The sequence below is a fragment of the Dactylosporangium sp. CS-033363 genome, from assembly GCF_050942475.1.
Classification (GTDB): domain Bacteria; phylum Actinomycetota; class Actinomycetes; order Mycobacteriales; family Micromonosporaceae; genus Dactylosporangium.
The window spans coordinates 6,222,937-6,242,326 of record NZ_CP192032.1 but is presented as its reverse complement, the minus strand read 5'-3'; the positions used below and the strand labels follow the sequence as shown (position 1 = coordinate 6,242,326).

The following is a 19,390-nucleotide window of genomic DNA, read 5'->3' as shown; positions in this document are numbered from 1 at the left end:
CTCAGCGCGATCGATGGACGGGCCTCGGCGGCTGAGCTGGGCTGAGGGGCCGGGCTCGCTTACGCTCTCAGCGTGATCGATGGACGGGCCTCGGCGGTGCGGGCCGTCGCGGCGCTGCTCGGCGTGGGCGCGACCGAGGTGCGCGCCCTGGCGAGCGAGCTGCGGCTGGGCGCGATCGCGGCGTACGAGATGGATGACGCCCTCGCCCGGATGCACATGATCGCCGAGGTGGTGCACGACTTCCCGCCGGTGCTGGCCCGCACCTTCGGCCGGGAGCGCGCGGCCCGCGAGACGCTCGTGTGGCGCTGGGGCGTCTCGACCGACGCCGCCCGGGAGTGGATCGAGGACGCGCTGGCCGAGGCGGGGCCGCAGTTCCGCCGCTTCCCCGAGCGGCTCGAACGCGAGCACCGGCGCTGGATGGCCAAGAACCCGCGGCAGCGCTTCTAGATCAGCGCTTCGAGTACGACCTCGAAGCCCGCGCGGATGCGCTCGGGTGTCAGCTGGAGCACGCGGCGCTGATGGTCCAGCACGTTCGGGGTGAGCAGCGCGAGCAGGACGCTCGCCGCATAGGGCGCGTCGGCCTCCGGTTGCAGGGACCGCAGCAGGTGTACCAGATGCAGCTGGTACGTCGGATAGGGGCCGCTCGCCCAGCCTTGTGCGGCCTTCTGCATCGCCAGCAGCCGAAGGTCCCACTGCTCCCATTGCAGGTCCAGCAGGGCATCCAGGAACGCGCGGATGCGCTCCTGCGGCGGGGCGCCCGGCCCGAGCGGGGGCGGCCCGGACAGGAACGCCTCCTGGAAGCGCAGCTCGTGGTCCTCCAGCAGCGCATAGGCCAGGGTGCCGACGTCGCCGAAGCGGCGGTAGGCGGTACCGACGCCGACTCCGGCTTCCCGGGCGACCTCGTCGAGGGCCAGCCCGGCCACGCCGCGCGCCGCCACGATGCGCAGGGCGGCCTCGACGAGCCGCTGCCGGTTGCGCGCGGCGTCGGCCCGTTCGGGCGGCGGTTGGCCGATCAGCGGCAGCGACATGTGAGCATCCTCCCACCCCTTGTAAGTGGAAGAAGTTCCACTTAGTCTCGACCTGGTAAACGGAATTGTTTCCACTTCTGGAGGCGTCATGGGCGCGAAGGTCGCCGTCATCTACTACTCGGCCACGGGCAACGTGCACGCCCTGGCCTCGGCGGTCGCGGAGGGCGCCGAGTCCGCCGGCGCCGAGGTGCGGCTGCGCCGGGTGCCGGAGCTGGCCCCGGACAGCGCGATCGACGCCAACCCGGCGTGGCGCGCGCACGTCACCGCGACGCCGCACGTCGAGGTGGCCACGCTGGAGGACCTGCGCTGGGCCGACGCCTACGCGTTCGGGTCCCCGACGCGGTACGGCAACGTGGCCGCCCAGCTCAAGCAGTTCATCGACACCACCGGCGGGCTGTGGTCCGCGGGCGCGCTGGCCAACAAGCCGGCGACGGCGTTCGCCAGCGCCGGGAACCTGCAGGGCGGCAACGAGTCGACGCTGCTGGCGCTGTACAACACCTTCTACCACTGGGGCGCGTTCATCGTCCCGCCCGGGTACACCGACCCGGCGGTGCACGCGGCGTACGGCAACCCGTACGGCATCGCCCACCCCGGCGCCGAGGGCGTGCCGAGCGAGGCGACGCTGGCGGCGGCGCGGTACCAGGGAAGGCGCCTGGCCACCGTGGCGGCGCGTCTGCTGGCGACCGCGGAGCTTACCGCGGTCGCGTAGTCGCGTGGCCATCGTGGCGGCGCGCCTGGTGGCGACCGCGGGGCTGACTGCGGTCGCGTAGTCGCGTGGCCATCGTGGCGGCGACCGCGGGGCTCACTGCGGTCGCGTAGTCGCGTGGCCAGCGTGGCGGCGCGCGTGGTGGCGACCGCGGGGCTCACTGCGGTCGCGTAGTCGCGTGGCCATCGTGGCGGCGCGCCTGCTGGCGACCGCCGAGCTCACCGCGGTCGCGTGGCCGCCTCCGCGATCCTGTCCATCCACTCCATCAAGAGCCGGCGCTCGCCTTCGCTGAGCACGTCGATCTGCGGCGCGAGTGCCCGCAGGGCGACGGCCGCCGCGGTGGGGGTGTCCGGCTCCTCGGCGGGGGCGTCGGTCAGGATGCGGGCCAGGACGGCGTCCATCATCGCGTCGCCGAGGGAGGGATCCCGTCGCTCCCTCGGCGTCACGAGCAGCGTCTGGATGGTCCCGACGCCCGCGGCCTGGATGAGGTCGATGGCGTGCGCCTCGGGGACCCGCAGCCGCCCGGTCGCCGCCAGCCGGTGGACCCGCGCCTCCAGGACCTGCCGCCCCTTCTGCGCGGCGGGCGAGTCGAGCACCCGGTCGGGGTCGCTCAGCAGGCGGAAGATCGCCGGGTTGGCCAGGCTGAACTCGACCTGCCGGCGCCAGCTCTGCCGGAGGTCCTCGAGCGGGTCGGCGTCCGCCGCCGCGGCGGCCGCCTGGCCCGCGGCCTTGTCCGCCACGAACCTGGTCATGACGTGCTCGGCCACCGCCTCCAGCAGCCCGTCCTTGTCGCCGAACAGCCGGTAGATCGTCGGGGCCTGCACGCCGGCCCGCTCGGCCACCCCGCGGGTCGTCACCGCGCCGGGCCCGACGTCGCGCAACAGCTCCGCGGCGGCCTCGACGATCGCCATCCGTACGTCGGCCCGCTTGGGTTCGTCGCTCACGAATCAACGATAACATCCGTTTGCTATCGCTGATTACACGCGCTACCGTCGAGTTGTTTCCATTGGTAACAACGAAGGCGGATCAATGATTGTGGTAACCGGGGCGACCGGCGCCCTCAACGGCGCGACCGTCGCCCACCTGCTCGACCACCTGCCCGCCCGCGACCTCGTGGTCGTCGCTCGCGACACCGCGAAGGCGTCGTCGTTCGCCGAGCGCGGCGTCGAGGTCAGGCGCGGCGACTACGCCGAGCCCGACTCCCTGCCGGCCGCGTTCGCCGGCGCCGACCAGCTGCTGCTCGTCTCCTCCAACGACCCGAACGCGGACGCGGTGAGCCTGCACCGCACCGCGATCGACGCCGCCGTCGCCGCCGGTGTGGGGCGGATCCTCTACACCAGCCACCAGGCCGCCGCCCCGGACAACCCGTTCGCCCCGGGGAACAGCCACTTCGCCACCGAGCAGCTGCTGGCGGCCACGGGCATTCCGTGGACCTCGCTGCGCAACGGGTTCTACGCGCACAGCCTGCAGTGGCTGGCGGGCCCGTGGCGCGAGACGGGCGTCATCGCCGTGCCCGGTGACGGCCCGGTGTCGTGGACGGCCCGCGAGGACGCCGCCGAGGCCGCGGCCGCGATCCTCCTGGCCGGCGGCGGGTACGACGGCCCGACGACCATCACCGCTCCCGCCGCCGTGACCTTCGCGGAGCTGGCCGAGATCGCGGCCGAGGTGTCGGGGCGGCCCATCGGGTATCAGCTGATGGACGAGCAGGACTGGATCGCCGCCCAGGAGTCGCCGCACCGGACGGGGTTCCTGCTCGGCTTCTACCAGGCCGCCCGGGCGGGCTTCTTCGCCGGCGTGGACCCGCTGCTGGGCAAGCTCCTCGACCGCGAGCCGCTTACCGTGCGGGACGCGCTCGCGTAGCTTATGGGGCGTGCGCAGCTTGTTGCTCGCCGGCTTTGCCTCGGCGGCGTTGACGGGGTGCAGTGCCGGGTCGCCGGTGGCGCCGCCGGCCGTGGAGCGCCCGTCACCGCCGGCCGTCGACCGCCCGTCGCCGCCGGCCGTCGAGAGCCCGGTGCCGCTGAGCGAACAGTCGCTGCCCGGAACGACCGACCGCGCGTGCGTGCCGGTGAACGGCGACGTGCGCAACGCCCGCTCGGGCGACATCATCGCCGGCGACTTCGTCGAGTACCGCCGGCAGTGGCGGCCGGGCCTCGAACCGGGCATCGGCAAGCTGTACTGGATCCCGTCCCACCCGACGCTGAACGCGCGCATGACCATCACGGCGACGTCCACCACGGGCCGCGTCGAGACCTATGACGCCGGGTCGCTGTCGACGAACGACGGCGGGGTGCAATTCTACCCGAGCGGCATCCCCCTGCCGTCGAACGGCACGTGGAAGCTGGTCGCGGAGTCGGGGAACGACTGGGGCTGCTTCGAGCTCACGCTGCCCTGAGGCTGGAGGCGCCCGATGATCGCTGCGCAGTTCGCGAACCCCCGTGGTCTGCTCGGCCGCCTCGTCGGCCGGGTGATGGCGCGCGACAACGCCCAGCTGACGCGCCGGGTGGTGGCCGTTTTGGGGCTGTCCGGCGGCGAGACGGTCGTCGAGTTCGGCCCGGGCCCGGGCGTCGGGCTGCGGCTCCTGGCCGAGGCGCTGCCCCGGGGCCGGGTCATCGGCGTCGAGCCCTCGCCCGTCATGCGCGCCCAGGCGTCGCGGCGCACCCGCCGCTTCCCGGTCGAGCTCGTCGACGGCACCGCCGCGACGGTCGCCCTGCCGGCCGCGAGCGCCGACGCGATCTGCGCGGTCAACAACGTGCAGCTGTGGCAGCCGCTGCCGGAGTCACTGGCCCGCGTCATGGCGCTGCTGCGGCCCGGCGGGGTGTTCGCGATCGGCGTCACCGAGCACGCCGTCCTGCCGGACGACAGCAGCGCCGGCCGGCACTACGACGACCGGCTGCTGCCGCACCTGCGGGAGGCGGGGTTCACCGCGCTGACCGCCGCCTGGGAACCCGGCGGGAACGGCCACGAGCTGCTCGTCACGGCCCGCCGCCCCGGCTGATCGGCTTCGCGCTGGTCTCGTGCGGCTTCGCGCTGGTCTCGTGCGGCTTCGCGCTGGTCTCGTGTGGCTTCGCGCTGGTCTCGTGTGGCTTCGCGCCGGTCTCGTGCCGCTTCATGCCGGTCTTGTGCCGCTTCGCGCTGGTCTCGTGCGGCTTCGCGCCGGTCTCGTGTCGCTTCACGCCGTCTCGTGCCGCTTCACACATCGCCGAGCCAGGCGAGCACCTTCGGCCATCCGTCGCTGCGCGCGGCGGCGTTGGCGGCGCGCGTGCCGCCGAACGGGACCGTCTCGCCGATCCCGTCGGGCAGGTACGGGAACGTCCCCACGCCATGCCCCGCGCCCGGATAGATCAGCGCCTGATGCGGCCCGGCGAGCCGTTGCATGAGCCGCTCGGTCTGCGGCACCGAGCCCCACAGCCGGTCGTCGTCCCCCGCGAGCGCCAGCACCGGCGCGGTGACGTGGGTGACCGGAATCGTCGCCGCCGGCACCTCGACGCCGCCGTCCGTCCAGGCCGCCCCAGGGCCCGGATACGCACCGAGCACACCGTCGTTCGGCGCATAGAGCACCGCGCCGCGCACCGCGTCCGGGTGCAACTGCGCCAAGAGCAGGGCCGCTTCGGTACCGCGTGAATACGCCACCAGCACCGCCGGTCCCGCGCCGAGCACGTGGCCGGCGGCGACGAAGTCCTCCAGCGGAATGTCGTGCAGGGCCGGCGGCAGCCCGGGCGCCCCGAAGTACCCGAGCGCCAGGGCCGGGTAGCCGTGCGAGGCGAGCAGCGCGGCGTCGAACGTCATCCCGACCCCGCCCTCCGAACCGCCGAACACGAGCACACCCGGACGCGCGGATGCACCGGACGGGGGCAGGAACAGCTCACCGGTCGCCCCGTCCCGCGCAGGATCGAGCGTCCGATGCGTCACCCCGGGCGCCTCCCACTCGCGCCGGACCGTGCGACTGGCGACCTCCCGCCCGTCGACCAGCACCGACAACCCGACCTCGAACCCCGTCGCCAGCCACGGCGAGTGCGGAACGAACCGCGCATGGTCGGCATCGCCGTCCGGCGGCTGCATCGACCAGAACAGCCCCATCCCGTCGACCCCGGCGTAGGACCCATGGATGGGCGCCGTGCGCGCAAGGTCGACCACGCCCGCGCGGTCCGCGGTGAACGTCGCCTCGGCGTGCCACTGCGCGTTCTGCCAATCGCTCATGCTCGAACGCACAACAACGGTCGCGCCGGCGTGCATGTTCACAACGCGCACGTGTACCGCCTGATCGGCCAACCCGTCCGCGCCGTCCACCTCGATCGCGGCGCGCGCCGGAGCAGCGGCCGAACACGCGGCCGAACACGCGGCCGAACACGCGGCCGGCAGCACCAACAGGACGGCGACGAACAAACGCGCACGCACCATGCCGCCAGTCTCGCGCACCGGCGGCGCCGGGCCCAGCGGGCCGCGACCGGCAGCCCCGCGCGGTTGCCGCACGATGAGGGCCATGGAGCGAAACGGACGGCTCGTGGCGTTCATATGAGCATGACGTTCGACGAGTTCGTGCAGGCGCGGTTGCCCGCGTTGCTGCGGTTCGCGGCGGTGCTGGCCGGGGACCGGGAGCTGGCGCAGGACGTGGTGCAGGACGCGCTGGTCGTCGCGCATGGGCGGTGGGCGCGGATCGGCGGCATGGAGCGGCCCGAGCTCTACGTCAAGAAGATCGTCACGTCGCAGTACCTGTCGTGGCGGCGGCGGGTGGTGCGGCGGGCGGAGTTGTGGCAGCGGCAGCGGGTCGAGGAGCCGACGGTGCCCGATCACGCCGAGGGTATGGCCATGAGGGCGGCGGTGCTGGCGAGGCTCGCGCGGCTGCCGCAGCGGCAGCGGGCGGTGCTCGTGCTGCGGTACTACGAGGGGCTCGGCGAGGCCGAGACGGCCGAGATGCTCGGATGCGCACCCGGCACTGTTCGTTCCGCGCATGCGCGCGCGATCGCGGCGCTGCGGTTGGAGTCGGCGGAACTGGAGGCGTTGCGATGAACGTGCAGGTGCTCACCGACGCGCTGCTCGAGGAGGAGCGGCACGCGCCCGACGCCGGCCCGGTCATGGCGCACGTGCGCGGGCGGGTCAAGCGGCGCCGCCGTGCGGTACAAGCGGCGGGTCTGGCTCTTCTGGCGTTTGTCGCGTGGCTGCTGTCGCCCGCGCAGCAGCAGGTGGCGGATGCGCCGGGATGGACTGCGCACATCCGGTTGACATGGGTGCCAGAGGGGGTGCCGGTCGAGCCGTATCGCGCGGTCGGGCGCGGCGTGGAGCTGGCCGACTTCGGGGAGCAGGAGACCGGGCCGTATCTGCAGGTCGCGCTCGATTCGCCGGCGAATCCGGACTGGGACGGGTGGACGGCGACGACCGTCAACGGGCAGCGCGGGCGGTTCCAGTCGAGTCCACTGTGGACGCGCGTGTTGTGGACACTGCCGTCGGGGCGGTCGGCGGCGCTGGAGTACGGCAGCATCGGCACCCGCGTCCCCACGCTGGAGCGCGATGCGCTGCGGGCCGCGGCCGGGCTGCGCGACGACGGGGAGGTGGTGCTGCGGCCGAGGGTCGAGGCCTCCTACGTGCCCGAGGGGCTGTCGGTCGCCGGGGTGGACAGCGACGGCGGGATCAGTCTGCAGGGCGACGGTACGGCGGCGATCCGGGTCGTGCTCGCCGCGCCCTCGGTCGGCAACGGGGCGGCGCAGCGCGTGCGCGATGTGCAGGGGCTGGCCGCGTACGCCGAGCAGAACTTCCTCAACGTCCTCGGCTTCCACGGCCACACCCTGGTCCTGTACCGCAGCGGCGATCCGATCCCGAGCCTCGACGAGGCCCTGCGGACCGCGGACGGGCTGCGGTGGATCGGCGGTTAGCGGTTGCTGTACACGCGGGACGGTTCGATCAGGACGGCCGTGCGGCGCTGCTCGGTCATGACGCGGTCGTACTCGTCCCAGTCGTCGTGCGTGCCGCCGGCCGAAGTGAACACGTCGCGCAGCAGCAGACGCACACGGTCCGCGTCGAAGCCGGGCGCCGGGTCGTCCGGGCCGATCAGGGTGGCCGTGCCCTCCACGGTCGCCCACTCCCAGCCGGCCCGGGCGGTCACGGTCACGCGCGGGCGGCTGCGCAGGTTGGCGAGCTTGACCTTTCCGTACGTCACGAACCCGAGCGAACGCGCGTTCGTGAGCGGGTTGGCGAGCACGCCGGCGTTCACGACGGACGCCTGGATGGTGGTGTCGGCGCGCAAGGTGGACACGACGACCAGGCCGCGCTCTTTCGCCGCGAGCGCGGCGAACTCGTCCAGCGATGTCATGTGCGTAACGCTACGCGTGTTCCAGAGTCAACCGCGCTCGCGGGACTGCGTCAGGTCCTCGGCCAGCGGCGGGTCGTCGTCAACCAAAATAATGCGCAGAGCGTCCACGAGGCCTGTCCATTCCGCTTCGGTACGGTCGTCGAGCGGCCCCGCCTCCGCGCCGATCGCGTACAGGTAGTGGGCCTCCAGCCCGATCCGCAGCCCCTCCGCGGGGGACCCGGGCAGCAGCCGCTCCGCGATCGCCGCGAGCTTGGCGGCGTCGATCGTGGCCAGGTGCGGGTACGTGCGGCCGGACGGGCTCACCAGGTTCGGGGCCGGGTCACGGTACGCGTCGGGCAGCCCCTCCGCCTCCGGCACCAGCCACAGCGCCTGCGCGAGGGTGAGCGGCGGGGGCTGGTCGCGGACGCGTTCCCACTCGTCCTGGGCCGCGCGGGCCGCCTTGGCGTCGACGGCGCGGGCGTCGCCGAGGTGGGCGGAGGCCTGCTCGCGGTGCCGGTCGTCGGCGAGGGCGAGCAGGTGCAGGCCGGCCAGGGTCAGCGCCGCGGCGGTGCGGGGCGCGTCGGCCAGTTCCGCGTATGCCTTGATCGCCAGCTCGTCGGCGGCGACGGCGTCGGTGAGGCGGCCGGTGCGGGCCAGGATCGCGCTCGCCCGGGCGGCGAGGTCGCCCATCTCGGCGACGGCCCAGCCGCGGGTGCGGTGCTGCCCGACGTACCCGCGGAAGCCCAGATCGGCGGCGGCCGCGGCGAGCTGCGGGTCGCCGTAGCGCATGAGCACCTCGGCGTTGTCCAGTTGTGCGCGACTGAACAGCAGCGCCACCTCGCGGCCGCGCGAACGCCCACTCGCGCGCAGCAGCGTCAGGTACCCGGTGATCGCCCGGTCCAGCAGGATGACCGCCGACGCGCCCCGGCCGCGCTCGAACTGCTCGAGTCCGGCGCGGACGTCGGCGTCCGCGCGCAGTTGCAGATCCTGCGACTCCCGCTTCATCCATCAATGCATAGGCGACGCAGTCAAGCCCGGGGCGGCCGCGGCGTCGTCGGGAGCTCATCGAAGATCAGCACCGTCTCCGTCGACGTGATCTCCGGCATGCCCTGCAGCTGCGTGAGCACCAGTTCGCGCAGCGACGTCGTGTCGCGGGTGCGCACGAGCAGCACGAGATCGTGCGATCCGGACACGAGTGCCGCGTGGTCCACCTCCGGCATGGCGAGGATGCGCGACCGGACGGCCTTCCACGAGTGCTGCGTGATGTTCACATAGACGTAGGCGGCCACGCCGTAGCCGTACCGCTGCGGATCGACCGTCGCCGTGTAGCCGGTGATGACGCCGTCGTGTTCGAGGCGTTGCACGCGCGCGTAGACGTTCGCGCGCGAAATGTGCAACGACTCCGCCAGGGTGCGCATCGACGCCCGGCCGTCCGCCCGCAGCGCCTCGACGATGCGCCGGTCCACGTCGTCCAGCTGAGCCATCCGTCTCCCCGTACACCTGAAATGCCACCCGCCAGAGCCAATCGTCTTCGAATGTAGCCGTGCGCTGGACCAGTGGCCACGGCGAGGCCGATGATGCTGGACAACCCAGGACCGAAGGAGCTCCCCGGTGAACACCATCGAGGCGATGCTGCCGAGCCCGACCCCATGGCGTCTGATCGACGCCGAGGGCCGCGCCGTCACACCAGAAGACCTGCCGCCGGGCGAAGTGCTGCTGGAGCTGTACCGCCGGATGACCGTCGGGCGCCGCTTCGACGCGCAGGCCACGGCGCTCACCAAGCAGGGCCGCCTCGCGGTGTACCCGTCCTCGCACGGCCAGGAGGCGTGCCAGATCGGCGCCGTGCTCGCGTTGCGCGATCGGGACTGGCTGTTTCCGACGTACCGCGACTCGGTCGCGATCGTCTCGCGCTCGGTTCCGCCGGCCGAGGTGCTCTCCCTGCTGCGCGGCGACTGGCACTGCGGCTACGACCCGCATGCGCACTTCGTCGCCCCGCAGTGCACCCCGCTCGCCACGAACACGCTGCACGCGGTCGGCCTCGGCCACGCGGCCCGGCTCAAGGGCGACGACCAGGTCGCCGTGGTGCTGCTCGGCGACGGCGCGACCAGCGAGGGCGACACGCACGAGGCGCTCAACTTCGCCGCCGTGTGGAAGGCGCCGGTGGTGTTCCTGGTGCAGAACAACGGCTATGCGATCAGTGTGCCGCTGGCCAAACAGACGGCGGCGCCCACACTCGCGCACAAGGGCGTCGGCTACGGCATGCGCTCACTGCTCATCGACGGCAACGACGCGGCCGCCGTGCACGCCGCGGTGCGCGACGCGATCGCGCACGCCGCGGCCGGCGAGGGCCCGACCCTGATCGAGGCGCTCACCTACCGCATCGAGGCGCACACCAACGCCGACGACGCCACGCGGTACCGCGGCTCCGAGGAGGTGCAGGCGTGGCTCGGGCGCGATCCGATCAAACGCCTGCGGGTGTACCTGCAGGAGGCCGGACTGCTCGACGACGCCACCGAGGCCGCGTTCGCCGAGCAGGCCGAGCAGTTCGCGGCGGGCGTTCGTGCGCAGATGAACACCGATGTGGACACCGATCCCGCCGAGCTGTTCGAGCACGTGTACGCGCGGCCCACCGCCGCACTTCTGGCGCAGCGATCGGAGCTGCTCGCGGAGCTGGCCGAGGAGGGACGGGCATGACGAGCACGTTGGAGCGTCCGGCGGTACCGTCGAAGCCTGAAAAAACCGCGCAGGTGACCATGGCCGGCGCGCTCAACGCCGCGCTCGCCGACGCGCTCACCGAGGACTCCCGGGTGCTCGTGTTCGGCGAGGACGTCGGCACCCTCGGTGGCGTGTTCCGCGTCACCGACGGACTGGCCGCGCGTTTCGGCGACGGCCGCGTGTTCGACACGCCCCTGGCGGAGTCCGGCATCGTCGGCACCGCGATCGGGATGGCCATGAACGGCCTGGTCCCGGTCGTCGAGATGCAGTTCGACGCGTTCGCCTACCCGGCGTTCGAACAGATCACCAGCCACCTCGCGAAGTTGCGCAATCGCACCCGCGGCAACGTGCAGCTGCCGATCGTCATCCGCGTGCCGTACGGCGGCGGCATCGGCGGGGTCGAGCACCACTGTGACTCGTCCGAGGCGTACTACACGCACACCCCGGGCCTGCGCGTCGTGACGCCCGGCACCCCGTCGGACGCGTACCGCCTGCTGCGCCAGGCGATCGCCTGCCCCGACCCGGTCATCTTCCTGGAGCCCAAGCGCCGCTACTGGGCGAAGGAGTCGGTGGCGCTGGGCACCGACGGCCCGGCGATCGACGAGGCCCTGGTCCGCCGCCCCGGCCGCGACGTGACCGTGATCGCCTACGGCGGCATGGTCGCCACCGCCCTGGAGGCGGCCGACGCGGCGACCGCCGAGGGCTGGGACCTCGAGGTCATCGACCTGCGCAGCCTCTCCCCGTTCGACGACGCCACGGTGACCGCCTCGGTCCGCCGCACGGGCCGTGTCGTCGTCGTGCACGAGGCTGCGCGTTTCACCGGCTACGGCGCCGAAGTGGTCGCGCGTGTGCAGGAACGGTGCTTCCACCACCTGCAGGCGCCGATCCTGCGGGTGACCGGGCTCGACATCCCGTACCCGCCGCCGCACCTCGAGCACCACCACCTCCCCAACGCCGACCGCATCCTCGACGCCGTCGCCAAGCTGCAGTGGGACGACCATGCCTGACTTTCTCCTGCCCGACCTCGGCGAGGGCCTGACCGAGGCCGAGGTGCTGTCCTGGATGGTGCGCGTCGGCGACACGGTGCGCATCGACCAGCCGGTGGTGGAGGTGGAAACCGCGAAGGCCTCGGTCGAGGTGCCGGTTCCCTTCGCCGGTACCGTCAGTGCCCTCCACGCCACGCCCGGCACCGTCGTGCGCGTGGGCGCGCCGCTCATCACCGTGACCCCGGTCGAGGCGTTCCAGGAGCCGGGGATCGTGACGCCGGTCCTCGCTCCGGCGGAGGAGGGCAGCGGCGCGGTGCTCATCGGCTACGGCACCACGACCGAGACCCGCCGCCGGCGCGGCGCGCGGCGCACGGCGAACGTGCAGCACCGCGGCCCGGTCCGGGTCATCTCCCCGTTCGTGCGCCGCATGGCCCGCGAGGCCGGACTGGACCTGAACTCGGTGGTCGGCACCGGCCCGGAGGGCCTGATCCGCCGCGCGGACGTCGAACAGGCCCTGGCCACGGCCCCTTCTGCGGAGACTCGCCGGCCGCTGCGCCGCGCCATGGCCGAGAAGCTCAGCCGCTCCCGCCGCGAGATCCCCGAGGCGACGGTGTGGGTCGACGTGGACGCCACCGAGTTCCTCGCCGCCCGGACTGTCCTGAATGCGCAGTCGCCGGTCAGCCTGCTGGGCCTGCTGTCGCGGTTCGTGCTGCTCGGACTGGCCCGCCACCCCGAGTTGAACGCCCGCGTCGAGGGCGCCGAACTGGTCATCCCGTCGCACGTCAACCTCGGCTTCGCCGCCCAGACCGACCACGGCCTGGTCGTCCCGGTCGTGCGCGACGCCCACCTGCTGCCGACCCGCGCCCTGTCGGCGGCGATCGCCGCGCACACCCAGGCCGCCCGTTCGAACACCCTGTCCCCGGCCGACCTGACCGGCGGCACGTTCACCGTGAACAACTACGGCGTCTTCGGCGTCGACGGCTCCGCCGCGATCATCAACCACCCGGAGGTCGCGATCCTGGGCATCGGCCGCATCATGGACCGCCCGTGGGTCGTCGACGGGCAGCTGACGGTACGCAAGGTGACCCAGCTGACCCTCGCCTTCGACCACCGCGCGTGCGACGGCGGCACGGCGGGCGGCTTCCTGCGCTACGTCGCCAACTGCGTCGAGTCCCCGCTGACCGCCCTCGGCGACCTGTAGCCCGCGTCCGCGCCGTCAGTCCAGGACCTCGGCGCGGGCGCGAGCCGCTCGGCGGTGCCGGGCATGGCCCGCTCGTACTGCTCCATCTTGACCGGAGTCGGCGGGCTCACCCAGCTGGTGGCCGTCGACGCGGTGGGATTACCGTCTGGCATGCCGGTCTCCAGCGGGTGGAGGACCCAGGGCCTGATACATCCGATCCAGTTCGGCCTCGAGCTCCGCCCAGCGAGCATCGAGGTCGTCGTGCCCACTGCTGCCGGCCGGCATCCAGGCCAGCCGGAGCGCGTCCGCCACCGACCTGAGGACGGATCCTTCGGGCGGCGTCTCGGCCACGGCGCTCCCTTTCCGGCATCCGGCGTTCGGCGGCGCTGGATGCAGCCTAGCGTCGCGGACCCTTCACGGATAGTTCCCTGGCAGCCGCTCGGGCGATGCCTCAGAACGGCGGTTCGAGGGAGTCCGAGGGCTCGAACGCGGGGGGCCGTTCCGCGAGGCCGCGCTCGATGTGGTGGCGGACCCAGCCGTCGGGCTCCGCCGGCAGCAGGTCGCGCAGCAGCGGGTGCACCGCGTCGAGGTCGAAGAAGTCGACGATGACGGCCCCGTACGCGCGCATCAGCGGGTCCGGGTCGTGCAGGAGCGTCGTGGCGGTCGCGGCGAGCGCCGAAGGCTCGTCCCCGCCGTACTCCCACGGGCGCTGGGTCAGGTAGGCGGCCTTCCGCCGCCGGTCCGGATCGGACGTGTCCAGTTCGGCGAGCAGATCGGCGAAGGTCAGCCGGCGCAGCGCGCTCAGCGCGTCGAGGTCGGGCGGTGTCTGCGACCGGGCATACGCCTCGATCGCGTCCACGGAAGCATCGAGTGACAGCAACCGGCACACCCGCGCGCGAACCGTGGCGTCCGGATCGGACGTCATGGCCTCGAGCATCGCGCTGCGCGCCGAAGGGCCGTGCGACGGCAGGTCCAGCAACGACGAAGCCGCCCGAACCCGCCGCTCCGGGGACGGATCGGCGCGGAGCACCACCATCAGCGCCGCCTCGGACAGGGGCAGGCGCTCGCCGAACCAGCCCACGTCGTAGCCCGCCAGGACGTCGTCCAGCCAGCGTTCGTACCAGGCCAGGAAGTCCGGGTCCTCCACCACGTACGGCGCCGCGCCGCCGAGGCTGCCGCTGTCCACGTTGTACAGGCGGCCGCGGGCCGGGCCGGTCACGATCAGTTGCGTGGTGAGCGAGCATCCGTGCCCGGCGACGTCGAGCGTTCCGCGCAGGAAGTTGCTGCCCGGGCCCGGCACGTCCTCGTACCGCAGCTCCCAGTCACCCGGATACCGCGGCCCGGGCACGTACGGGCTCGGCTGCGACAAATGCCCGGACCGCCGGAAGGTGCAGCACGACGGGGTGAGCCGCGACAGCCCGTAGCCCGGACCGGCCCCGCCGTCACCGAGCGACGTGATGAACAGCCGGTACTCCGCCGGCAGCGCGACCTCGTGCCGCTCCTCGAACGCGGCGACCACCGGCTCCGCCAGCGGCGGCCCGAGCTGGAAGCCATGAGCCTCAGCCCCGAAGGGCCTGGACGCCCCGGATGCCCAGACAGTTTGGCAAGCCTTGAGCTTGGAAGCGATGCGGGGGATAACCCCCGAATCGGTTCGGGGGGCCGTCGGATGGTTCCCGGCGGCCGGTTCGCTGACGCTGGGTGGCATTCAACCTCATCCAGATAGGGAGCGTCCGAATGTACGTTCTCAGAAGAATAGGCGGGTGGCACCGGCCGCTGGTGCTGCACGCGGCGCTCATGTTCGGGTTGGCGGTCTGGTCCTTCGCGGGGCTGTTCGCCGACGATCGGCTCCTGCTCGGCGAGCCCGTGTGGGCCAAGCCGATGAAGTTCGGGATCGCCATGGGCATCTACAGCCTGACCCTCGCCTGGCTGCTCACCCTGCTGACAAAAGGGCGGCGGGTCGGCTGGTGGGTCGGGACCGGGTTCGCGGTGGCGGGGGCGCTCGACGTCGGGGCGGTCGTGTGGGCCGCGGCGCACGGGACGTTCAGCCACTTCAACCAGGAGAGCAACGATGTGGCCCGCACCGTGCAGACGGTGTTCTCGTTCGGGATCATGCCGCTGATCATCGCCACGCTGGTGATCGCCATTCTGCTGCTGATCCAGCGTACCGGCGACCGGGCGCTGACCCTCGCCCTGCGCGCCGGGCTCGGGCTCGCGTTTGCCAGCATGCTGGTGGCCGGCTGGCTCAGCGCGTCCGGCGGCGGGTACCCGCGCACCGAGGTCGACGCGAACGGGCAGGTGGTGTCGCTGGTCGGGCAGCACGGCATCGGCGACCCGGACGGGCGGGGGATGTTCCTGACGAACTGGAGTACCACGGGCGGGGATCTTCGCGTGCCGCACTTCGTCGGGCTGCACGCGATCCAGGTGCTGCTGGCCACCGTGTTGCTGCTGCGCCTCGCGGCGGCCCGGTGGGAGTGGCTGCGGCCCGAGCGGGTCAGGGCTCGACTCATCGCATCCGTCGCGTTCGGGTACACCGGCGGCTTCGTGATTCTCTCCTGGCAGGCCGCGCGGGGGCAGTCGGTGGTCCATCCCGACGGCGCCACGCTGGTCGCGTTCGTGGCGGTGGCGGTGCTCGCGCTGGTCGGAGCCGCAGCCGTGATCAGGGCGGCATCTGGACCTTTGCGGGAGGCGGAGCTAGCGTCGCGCGCATGAACGGTGTGGTACCGCAGCGGGCCCGGGTCGTCGTGATCGGCGGCGGGGTGGTGGGCGCGAGCGTCGCCTACCACCTCGCCAAGCTCGGCTGGACGGACCTGGTGCTCGTCGAGCAGGGGCGGCTGTCCAGCGGCACGACCTGGCACGCGGCGGGGCTGGTCGGGCAGCTGCGGGCCAGCGAGAGCGGGACGCGGCTGGTGCAGTACTCCGCGCAGCTCTACAGCGAGCTCGAGCAGGAGACCGGCCTCGGCACCGGCTTCAAGCGCTGCGGCGGCGTGACCGTGGCGCGCACCGCCGACCGGATGGTGCAGCTGCAGCGGACCGCCGCGTCGGCCGCCGCCTACGACCTCGAGTGCGAGCTGCTGACACCGTCAGAGGCGCAGCAGTTGTACCCCCTGCTGGCTACCGAGGACCTCGCCGGCGCGATCTGGCTGCCCGGTGACGGTACCGCCAACCCGACCGACGTCACAAACTCCCTCGCCAAGGGGGCGCGCGACCGCGGCGCCACGATCGTGCAGGGGGTCCGGGTCACCGGGGTCGACGTGCGGGACGGGGTCGTGCGCGGCGTGCGCACCGACGCCGGGGACATCGAGGCCGAGGTCGTCGTGAACTGCGCCGGGCAGTGGGCCAAGGCGGTCGGCGCGCTCGCCGGCGTCAACGTGCCGCTGCACTCGGCCGAGCACTTCTACGTGGTCACCGAGGCGATCGAGGGCACCCACCGGATGCTGCCGATCCTGCGCGACCCGGACGGGTACACCTACTTCAAGGAGGAGGTCGGCGGGCTCGTCGTCGGCGGGTTCGAGCCCGAGGCCAAGCCGTGGGTGGCGCCCGACGCCCTGCCGTACCCCTTCGAGTTCCAGCTCCTCGACGAGGACTGGGACCACTTCGCGATCCTCATGGAGAACGCCCAGCTGCGGATTCCGGCGCTGCGCGAGACCGGGATCAAGAAGTTCTACAACGGGCCGGAGAGCTTCACGCCCGACAACCAGTTCATCCTCGGCGAGGCGCCCGAGGTGAGGAACTTCTTCGTCGGCGCCGGCTTCAACTCGGTCGGCATCGCCTCGGCCGGCGGCGCCGGGCGCGCGCTCGCCGAGTGGATCGTGGCGGGGGAGCCGACCAGCGATCTGTCCGGTGTGGACATTCGCCGGTTCGCCCCGTTCAACGGCAACAACCAGTGGCTGCACGACCGGGTGGCGGAGGTGCTCGGGCTACACTATGAGGTGCCGTGGCCCAACCGCGAACTGACCTCGGCGCGGCCGTTCCGCCGCTCGCCCGCCTACCACCTGCAGGCGGCCGCGGGCGCGCAGTTCGGCTCGAAGATGGGCTGGGAGCGGGTCAACGTGTTCGCGCCGAGCCTCGAGTACACCTGGGGCAAGCCGGACTGGCTGCCGTACGCCGCCGCCGAGCACCGGGCCACCCGCGAGTCGGTCGCGCTGTTCGACCAGACGTCCTTCGGCAAGCTGCTCATCGCCGGCCGCGACGCCGAGGACCTGCTGCAGTGGCTCTGCACGGCGGACGTGGCGGTCGAGCCGGGCCGCGCGGTCTACACCGGCCTGCTCAACGCCCGCGGCGGCTACGAGTCCGACGTGACCGTGACCCGCCTGTCCCGCACCGAATATCTGCTGGTCACGAGCTCGGCCTCGGTCCAGCGCGACGCCGACTGGGTGCGCCGGCACGCCGACGGGCGGCACGTGACGGTCACCGATGTCTCGTCTTCCTTCGCGGTGTACGGCCTGATGGGCCCCCAATCCCGCGCGCTCCTGCAGTCGCTGACCCGGTCCGACCTGTCCGACGCCGCCTTCCCGTTCGCCACCAGCCGGGAGATCGACCTCGGCCACGCCACGGTGCGCGCAACGAGGATCACGTACGTCGGCGAACTCGGCTGGGAACTGTACGTCCCGGCCGAGTTCGCGGTCGGCGTCTACGAGCAGCTGGCCGGGGAAAATGTCGTACCGGCTGGGTACTATGCCATCAACTCGCTGAGGCTGGAGAAGGGTTACCGGGCCTGGGGGCCGGACCTGCGCCCGGACACGAACCCGGTCGAGGCGGGGCTGTTGTTCGCCTGCAAGCTCAAGACCGACATCCCGTTCCTCGGCCGCGACGCCGTGGAGAAGGCCCGAGCCGAGGGCCCGGCGCGCCGCCTGGTCTCGCTCGTCGCCGGCGACCCGGACGTCATGATGTGGGGCGGCGAGCTCGTCCTGCGCGACGGCGTGCCCGCGGGCCAGGTCACGTCGGCCGCCTGGGGCGAGACCCTCGGCGCCTGTGTGGCCCTGGCGTACGTCGCTCCCTGGGACGGCGGCACGTTCGAGATCAACGTGGGCGGCCGGCTCGTCCCGGCGACCGTGCACCGCCGCCCGCCGTACGACCCGGCGGGGGAGCGCATCAAGCGCTGACCCCGCGCCGCCGCACGCTCGGACCGAGGGGTTGCACGCTGGGACCCACTGCGGGACGCTCCCGGATGGCACAGTCGCGCCGCGGCACCGCGCCGCCCGGGACGCGCGACCGCACGGTGAGGACCACGGCGTTGGACAACGTACGCGTGACGCACATCGGCGGCCCGACCGCGCTCGTCGAGGCCGGGCCCTGGCGCATCCTGACCGATCCGACGTTCGACCCGCCCGGGCGGCGGTACTCCTTCGGCTGGGGCACCGGCTCCCGCAAGAGCACCGGTCCCGCGCTCGACCCTGACCAACTCGGGCCGGTCGACGCGGTGCTGCTCAGCCACGACCAGCACGCCGACAACCTCGACGACCGGGGCCGGGAACTGCTGGCGAGCGTGCCGACGGTGATCACGACGACGGCCGCCGCCCGGCGTCTGAGCACAGCACCCGACGTCCGAGGCCTGCGACCGTGGGAGCAGACCGTGCTCGAAGCGCCCGGCCGGCCGCCGATCACCGTCACCGCGACCCCGGCGCGGCACGGGCCGCCGCTCAGCGAACCGATCGTCGGGCCGGTTGTCGGATTCGCGCTCGCCTGGGACGGCCAGGAGCACGGCGTGCTGTGGATGACCGGCGACACGGTCCTGTTCCCGGCCCTGCGCGAACTGCCGCGCCGGCTGACGGTCGACACGGTCCTGCTGCACCTCGGGGGCGTGCGGTTCCCGATCAGCGGGCCCTTGCGGTACACGATGACGGCAGAGAAGGCCGTCGAGCTCTGCGCGCTCGTGAACCCGCGCACCATCATGCCGGTGCACTATGAGGGCTGGGAGCACTTCCGCGAGGGCCGCGAGTCGATCGAGCGCGCCTTCGCCGCCGCGCCCGGCGGGCTGGGTGACCGGCTGCACTGGCTGCCGTTGCCACCGCCGTGACGCCCTCAAGCCGGCCTGCTGACGCGCCTGCGCAGCTCCGCGACGACGGCCACCGCCACCGCGCCCGCCCCGACGAGCGCGGTGGCGGTCATGAACAGCGCGATGACATGATTCGGGGCGACCCGGGTGTCGCGCACGTCGGCCTCGGGATGCCGCGGGTCGTACACCACGCGGATCTCGTCACCGACCGCCGGCCGCCGGTCCCGGGGCGAGCCGCCCTGCGCGATCAGCGCCCGCACCTGCCGGCCGTCGGCGGTGCGGAACTCGACGGTGGCCCGCTTGCCGACCTCGACGACCCGCGCGTCGGCCTCGGCCCCGCGCACCTGCAGCGCCCGGTCGTTGCTCCAGTTCGACCAGGCCAGGTACCCGAACCCGAGCACGACGGCGAGCCCCACGAGCGCGAACCCCAGCGCCCGCGGCCTCCGCTCCGCCTGCACACTCATGCCTGTTGATATCTCCAACGGTCGGGCCCGGAA

General features: G+C 72.8%; 22 protein-coding genes. 13 read left to right on the top strand and 9 right to left on the bottom strand.

Going from position 1 to position 19,390, the window contains the following annotated elements; genetic code table 11:
- The first annotated feature begins 72 nt into the window (after positions 1-72).
- Positions 73-447, top strand: coding sequence for a hypothetical protein (locus tag ACQPZ4_RS28890; RefSeq protein WP_433041947.1), 375 nt, complete (start codon positions 73-75; stop codon positions 445-447).
- Here ACQPZ4_RS28890 and ACQPZ4_RS28885 read toward each other — a convergent pair.
- Positions 444-1,028, bottom strand: coding sequence for a TetR/AcrR family transcriptional regulator (locus ACQPZ4_RS28885; RefSeq protein WP_433041944.1), 585 nt, complete (start codon positions 1,026-1,028; stop codon positions 444-446). The two genes, ACQPZ4_RS28890 and ACQPZ4_RS28885, sit on opposite strands and share 4 nt — an antisense overlap.
- A gap of 88 nt (positions 1,029-1,116) precedes the next feature.
- On the opposite strand from ACQPZ4_RS28885, the gene wrbA reads away from it, so the two are divergent.
- Complete coding sequence (wrbA, locus tag ACQPZ4_RS28880; RefSeq protein WP_433041941.1) at positions 1,117-1,737, top strand: NAD(P)H:quinone oxidoreductase; 621 nt, start codon at positions 1,117-1,119, stop codon at positions 1,735-1,737.
- A gap of 215 nt (positions 1,738-1,952) precedes the next feature.
- On the opposite strand, the gene ACQPZ4_RS28875 is transcribed toward wrbA, so the two are convergent.
- Positions 1,953-2,678: a TetR/AcrR family transcriptional regulator gene (locus ACQPZ4_RS28875; RefSeq protein WP_433041938.1), complete on the bottom strand. Its 726-nt coding sequence runs from the start codon at positions 2,676-2,678 to the stop codon at positions 1,953-1,955.
- Between the two features lie 85 nt (positions 2,679-2,763).
- Here ACQPZ4_RS28875 and ACQPZ4_RS28870 point away from each other — a divergent pair, with 85 nt between their 5' ends.
- The 3 genes from ACQPZ4_RS28870 to ACQPZ4_RS28860 are packed head-to-tail and all read left to right on the top strand — an operon-like array spanning position 2,764 to position 4,729.
- On the top strand, positions 2,764-3,594 hold the full coding sequence (locus ACQPZ4_RS28870; protein WP_433041935.1) for an NmrA family NAD(P)-binding protein: 831 nt from the start codon (positions 2,764-2,766) through the stop codon (positions 3,592-3,594).
- A gap of 10 nt (positions 3,595-3,604) precedes the next feature.
- Positions 3,605-4,126 carry a hypothetical protein gene (locus tag ACQPZ4_RS28865; protein ID WP_433041932.1) on the top strand — a complete coding sequence of 174 codons (522 nt, stop codon included), beginning with the start codon at positions 3,605-3,607 and terminating at the stop codon, positions 4,124-4,126.
- Positions 4,127-4,141: 15 nt separating this feature from the next.
- Positions 4,142-4,729, top strand: a complete 588-nt coding sequence (locus ACQPZ4_RS28860; RefSeq protein ID WP_433041929.1) for a class I SAM-dependent methyltransferase — start codon at positions 4,142-4,144, stop codon at positions 4,727-4,729.
- Here the strand turns inward: ACQPZ4_RS28860 and ACQPZ4_RS28855 are convergent.
- Together ACQPZ4_RS28855 and ACQPZ4_RS28850 are read right to left on the bottom strand one after the other, a co-directional pair.
- On the bottom strand, positions 4,707-4,907 hold the full coding sequence (locus tag ACQPZ4_RS28855) for a hypothetical protein (RefSeq protein ID WP_433041926.1): 201 nt from the start codon (positions 4,905-4,907) through the stop codon (positions 4,707-4,709). The two genes, ACQPZ4_RS28860 and ACQPZ4_RS28855, sit on opposite strands and share 23 nt — an antisense overlap.
- Before the next feature lie 16 nt (positions 4,908-4,923).
- Positions 4,924-5,967, bottom strand: a complete 1,044-nt coding sequence (locus ACQPZ4_RS28850) for an acyl-CoA thioesterase/BAAT N-terminal domain-containing protein (protein ID WP_433066701.1) — start codon at positions 5,965-5,967, stop codon at positions 4,924-4,926.
- A gap of 285 nt (positions 5,968-6,252) precedes the next feature.
- Here ACQPZ4_RS28850 and ACQPZ4_RS28845 point away from each other — a divergent pair, with 285 nt between their 5' ends.
- Positions 6,253-6,741 (top strand): SigE family RNA polymerase sigma factor, encoded by a 489-nt coding sequence (locus tag ACQPZ4_RS28845; RefSeq protein WP_433041923.1) that lies wholly within the window; start codon positions 6,253-6,255, stop codon positions 6,739-6,741.
- The gene (locus ACQPZ4_RS28840; RefSeq protein ID WP_433041920.1) at positions 6,738-7,601 is read left to right on the top strand and encodes a hypothetical protein; all 864 of its coding nucleotides are present in this window, start codon (positions 6,738-6,740) and stop codon (positions 7,599-7,601) included. Before ACQPZ4_RS28845 ends, ACQPZ4_RS28840 begins: the two co-directional genes overlap by 4 nt.
- Here the strand turns inward: ACQPZ4_RS28840 and ACQPZ4_RS28835 are convergent.
- The 3 genes from ACQPZ4_RS28835 to ACQPZ4_RS28825 are packed head-to-tail and all read right to left on the bottom strand — an operon-like array spanning position 7,598 to position 9,501.
- Positions 7,598-8,038 carry a TIGR03618 family F420-dependent PPOX class oxidoreductase gene (locus tag ACQPZ4_RS28835; RefSeq protein ID WP_433041917.1) on the bottom strand — a complete coding sequence of 147 codons (441 nt, stop codon included), beginning with the start codon at positions 8,036-8,038 and terminating at the stop codon, positions 7,598-7,600. The genes ACQPZ4_RS28840 and ACQPZ4_RS28835 overlap by 4 nt on opposite strands.
- A 27-nt stretch (positions 8,039-8,065) precedes the next feature.
- Positions 8,066-9,022, bottom strand: coding sequence for a hypothetical protein (locus tag ACQPZ4_RS28830; RefSeq protein WP_433041914.1), 957 nt, complete (start codon positions 9,020-9,022; stop codon positions 8,066-8,068).
- Positions 9,023-9,045: 23 nt separating this feature from the next.
- Positions 9,046-9,501 (bottom strand): Lrp/AsnC family transcriptional regulator, encoded by a 456-nt coding sequence (locus ACQPZ4_RS28825; protein WP_433041911.1) that lies wholly within the window; start codon positions 9,499-9,501, stop codon positions 9,046-9,048.
- 145 nt (positions 9,502-9,646) lie between these two features.
- On the opposite strand from ACQPZ4_RS28825, the gene pdhA reads away from it, so the two are divergent.
- The 3 genes from pdhA to ACQPZ4_RS28810 are packed head-to-tail and all read left to right on the top strand — an operon-like array spanning position 9,647 to position 12,919.
- The gene (gene pdhA, locus ACQPZ4_RS28820; protein WP_433066699.1) at positions 9,647-10,711 is read left to right on the top strand and encodes a pyruvate dehydrogenase (acetyl-transferring) E1 component subunit alpha; all 1,065 of its coding nucleotides are present in this window, start codon (positions 9,647-9,649) and stop codon (positions 10,709-10,711) included.
- A complete protein-coding gene (locus ACQPZ4_RS28815) occupies positions 10,708-11,739 on the top strand; it encodes an alpha-ketoacid dehydrogenase subunit beta (RefSeq protein ID WP_433041908.1) in 1,032 nt (343 codons plus the stop codon). Before pdhA ends, ACQPZ4_RS28815 begins: the two co-directional genes overlap by 4 nt.
- A complete protein-coding gene (locus ACQPZ4_RS28810; RefSeq protein WP_433041905.1) occupies positions 11,732-12,919 on the top strand; it encodes a dihydrolipoamide acetyltransferase family protein in 1,188 nt (395 codons plus the stop codon). The genes ACQPZ4_RS28815 and ACQPZ4_RS28810 overlap by 8 nt, the downstream gene beginning before the upstream one ends.
- A gap of 430 nt (positions 12,920-13,349) precedes the next feature.
- On the opposite strand, the gene ACQPZ4_RS28805 is transcribed toward ACQPZ4_RS28810, so the two are convergent.
- The gene (locus tag ACQPZ4_RS28805; protein ID WP_433041902.1) at positions 13,350-14,417 is read right to left on the bottom strand and encodes a hypothetical protein; all 1,068 of its coding nucleotides are present in this window, start codon (positions 14,415-14,417) and stop codon (positions 13,350-13,352) included.
- A gap of 215 nt (positions 14,418-14,632) precedes the next feature.
- Here ACQPZ4_RS28805 and ACQPZ4_RS28800 point away from each other — a divergent pair, with 215 nt between their 5' ends.
- From ACQPZ4_RS28800 to ACQPZ4_RS28790, 3 genes are all read left to right on the top strand, one after another.
- Positions 14,633-15,607, top strand: coding sequence for a hypothetical protein (locus ACQPZ4_RS28800; protein WP_433041899.1), 975 nt, complete (start codon positions 14,633-14,635; stop codon positions 15,605-15,607).
- A complete protein-coding gene (locus ACQPZ4_RS28795) occupies positions 15,604-18,000 on the top strand; it encodes a GcvT family protein (RefSeq protein WP_433041896.1) in 2,397 nt (798 codons plus the stop codon). Before ACQPZ4_RS28800 ends, ACQPZ4_RS28795 begins: the two co-directional genes overlap by 4 nt.
- 131 nt (positions 18,001-18,131) lie before the next feature.
- Complete coding sequence (locus ACQPZ4_RS28790; protein ID WP_433041893.1) at positions 18,132-18,914, top strand: MBL fold metallo-hydrolase; 783 nt, start codon at positions 18,132-18,134, stop codon at positions 18,912-18,914.
- Between the two features lie 5 nt (positions 18,915-18,919).
- Here the strand turns inward: ACQPZ4_RS28790 and ACQPZ4_RS28785 are convergent, their stop codons facing one another.
- A complete protein-coding gene (locus ACQPZ4_RS28785; protein ID WP_433041890.1) occupies positions 18,920-19,357 on the bottom strand; it encodes a hypothetical protein in 438 nt (145 codons plus the stop codon).
- Positions 19,358-19,390: the final 33 nt, after the last annotated feature.

Excerpts from the sequence above, each read along its gene's own strand:
- wrbA (WP_433041941.1), top strand. The coding sequence starts at position 1,117 with ATGGGCGCGAAGGTCGCCGTCATCTACTACTCGGCCACGGGCAACGTG.
- ACQPZ4_RS28815 (WP_433041908.1), top strand. The coding sequence starts at position 10,708 with ATGACGAGCACGTTGGAGCGTCCGGCGGTACCGTCGAAGCCTGAAAAA.
- ACQPZ4_RS28885 (WP_433041944.1), bottom strand. The coding sequence starts at position 1,028 with ATGTCGCTGCCGCTGATCGGCCAACCGCCGCCCGAACGGGCCGACGCC.
- ACQPZ4_RS28860 (WP_433041929.1), top strand. The coding sequence starts at position 4,142 with ATGATCGCTGCGCAGTTCGCGAACCCCCGTGGTCTGCTCGGCCGCCTC.
- ACQPZ4_RS28845 (WP_433041923.1), top strand. The coding sequence starts at position 6,253 with ATGACGTTCGACGAGTTCGTGCAGGCGCGGTTGCCCGCGTTGCTGCGG.
- ACQPZ4_RS28825 (WP_433041911.1), bottom strand. The coding sequence starts at position 9,501 with ATGGCTCAGCTGGACGACGTGGACCGGCGCATCGTCGAGGCGCTGCGG.
- ACQPZ4_RS28810 (WP_433041905.1), top strand. The coding sequence starts at position 11,732 with ATGCCTGACTTTCTCCTGCCCGACCTCGGCGAGGGCCTGACCGAGGCC.
- ACQPZ4_RS28800 (WP_433041899.1), top strand. The coding sequence starts at position 14,633 with ATGTACGTTCTCAGAAGAATAGGCGGGTGGCACCGGCCGCTGGTGCTG.
- pdhA (WP_433066699.1), top strand. The coding sequence starts at position 9,647 with ATGCTGCCGAGCCCGACCCCATGGCGTCTGATCGACGCCGAGGGCCGC.
- ACQPZ4_RS28840 (WP_433041920.1), top strand. The coding sequence starts at position 6,738 with ATGAACGTGCAGGTGCTCACCGACGCGCTGCTCGAGGAGGAGCGGCAC.
- ACQPZ4_RS28795 (WP_433041896.1), top strand. The coding sequence starts at position 15,604 with ATGAACGGTGTGGTACCGCAGCGGGCCCGGGTCGTCGTGATCGGCGGC.
- ACQPZ4_RS28830 (WP_433041914.1), bottom strand. The coding sequence starts at position 9,022 with ATGAAGCGGGAGTCGCAGGATCTGCAACTGCGCGCGGACGCCGACGTC.
- ACQPZ4_RS28870 (WP_433041935.1), top strand. The coding sequence starts at position 2,764 with ATGATTGTGGTAACCGGGGCGACCGGCGCCCTCAACGGCGCGACCGTC.
- ACQPZ4_RS28850 (WP_433066701.1), bottom strand. The coding sequence starts at position 5,967 with ATGCACGCCGGCGCGACCGTTGTTGTGCGTTCGAGCATGAGCGATTGG.
- ACQPZ4_RS28785 (WP_433041890.1), bottom strand. The coding sequence starts at position 19,357 with ATGAGTGTGCAGGCGGAGCGGAGGCCGCGGGCGCTGGGGTTCGCGCTC.
- ACQPZ4_RS28835 (WP_433041917.1), bottom strand. The coding sequence starts at position 8,038 with ATGACATCGCTGGACGAGTTCGCCGCGCTCGCGGCGAAAGAGCGCGGC.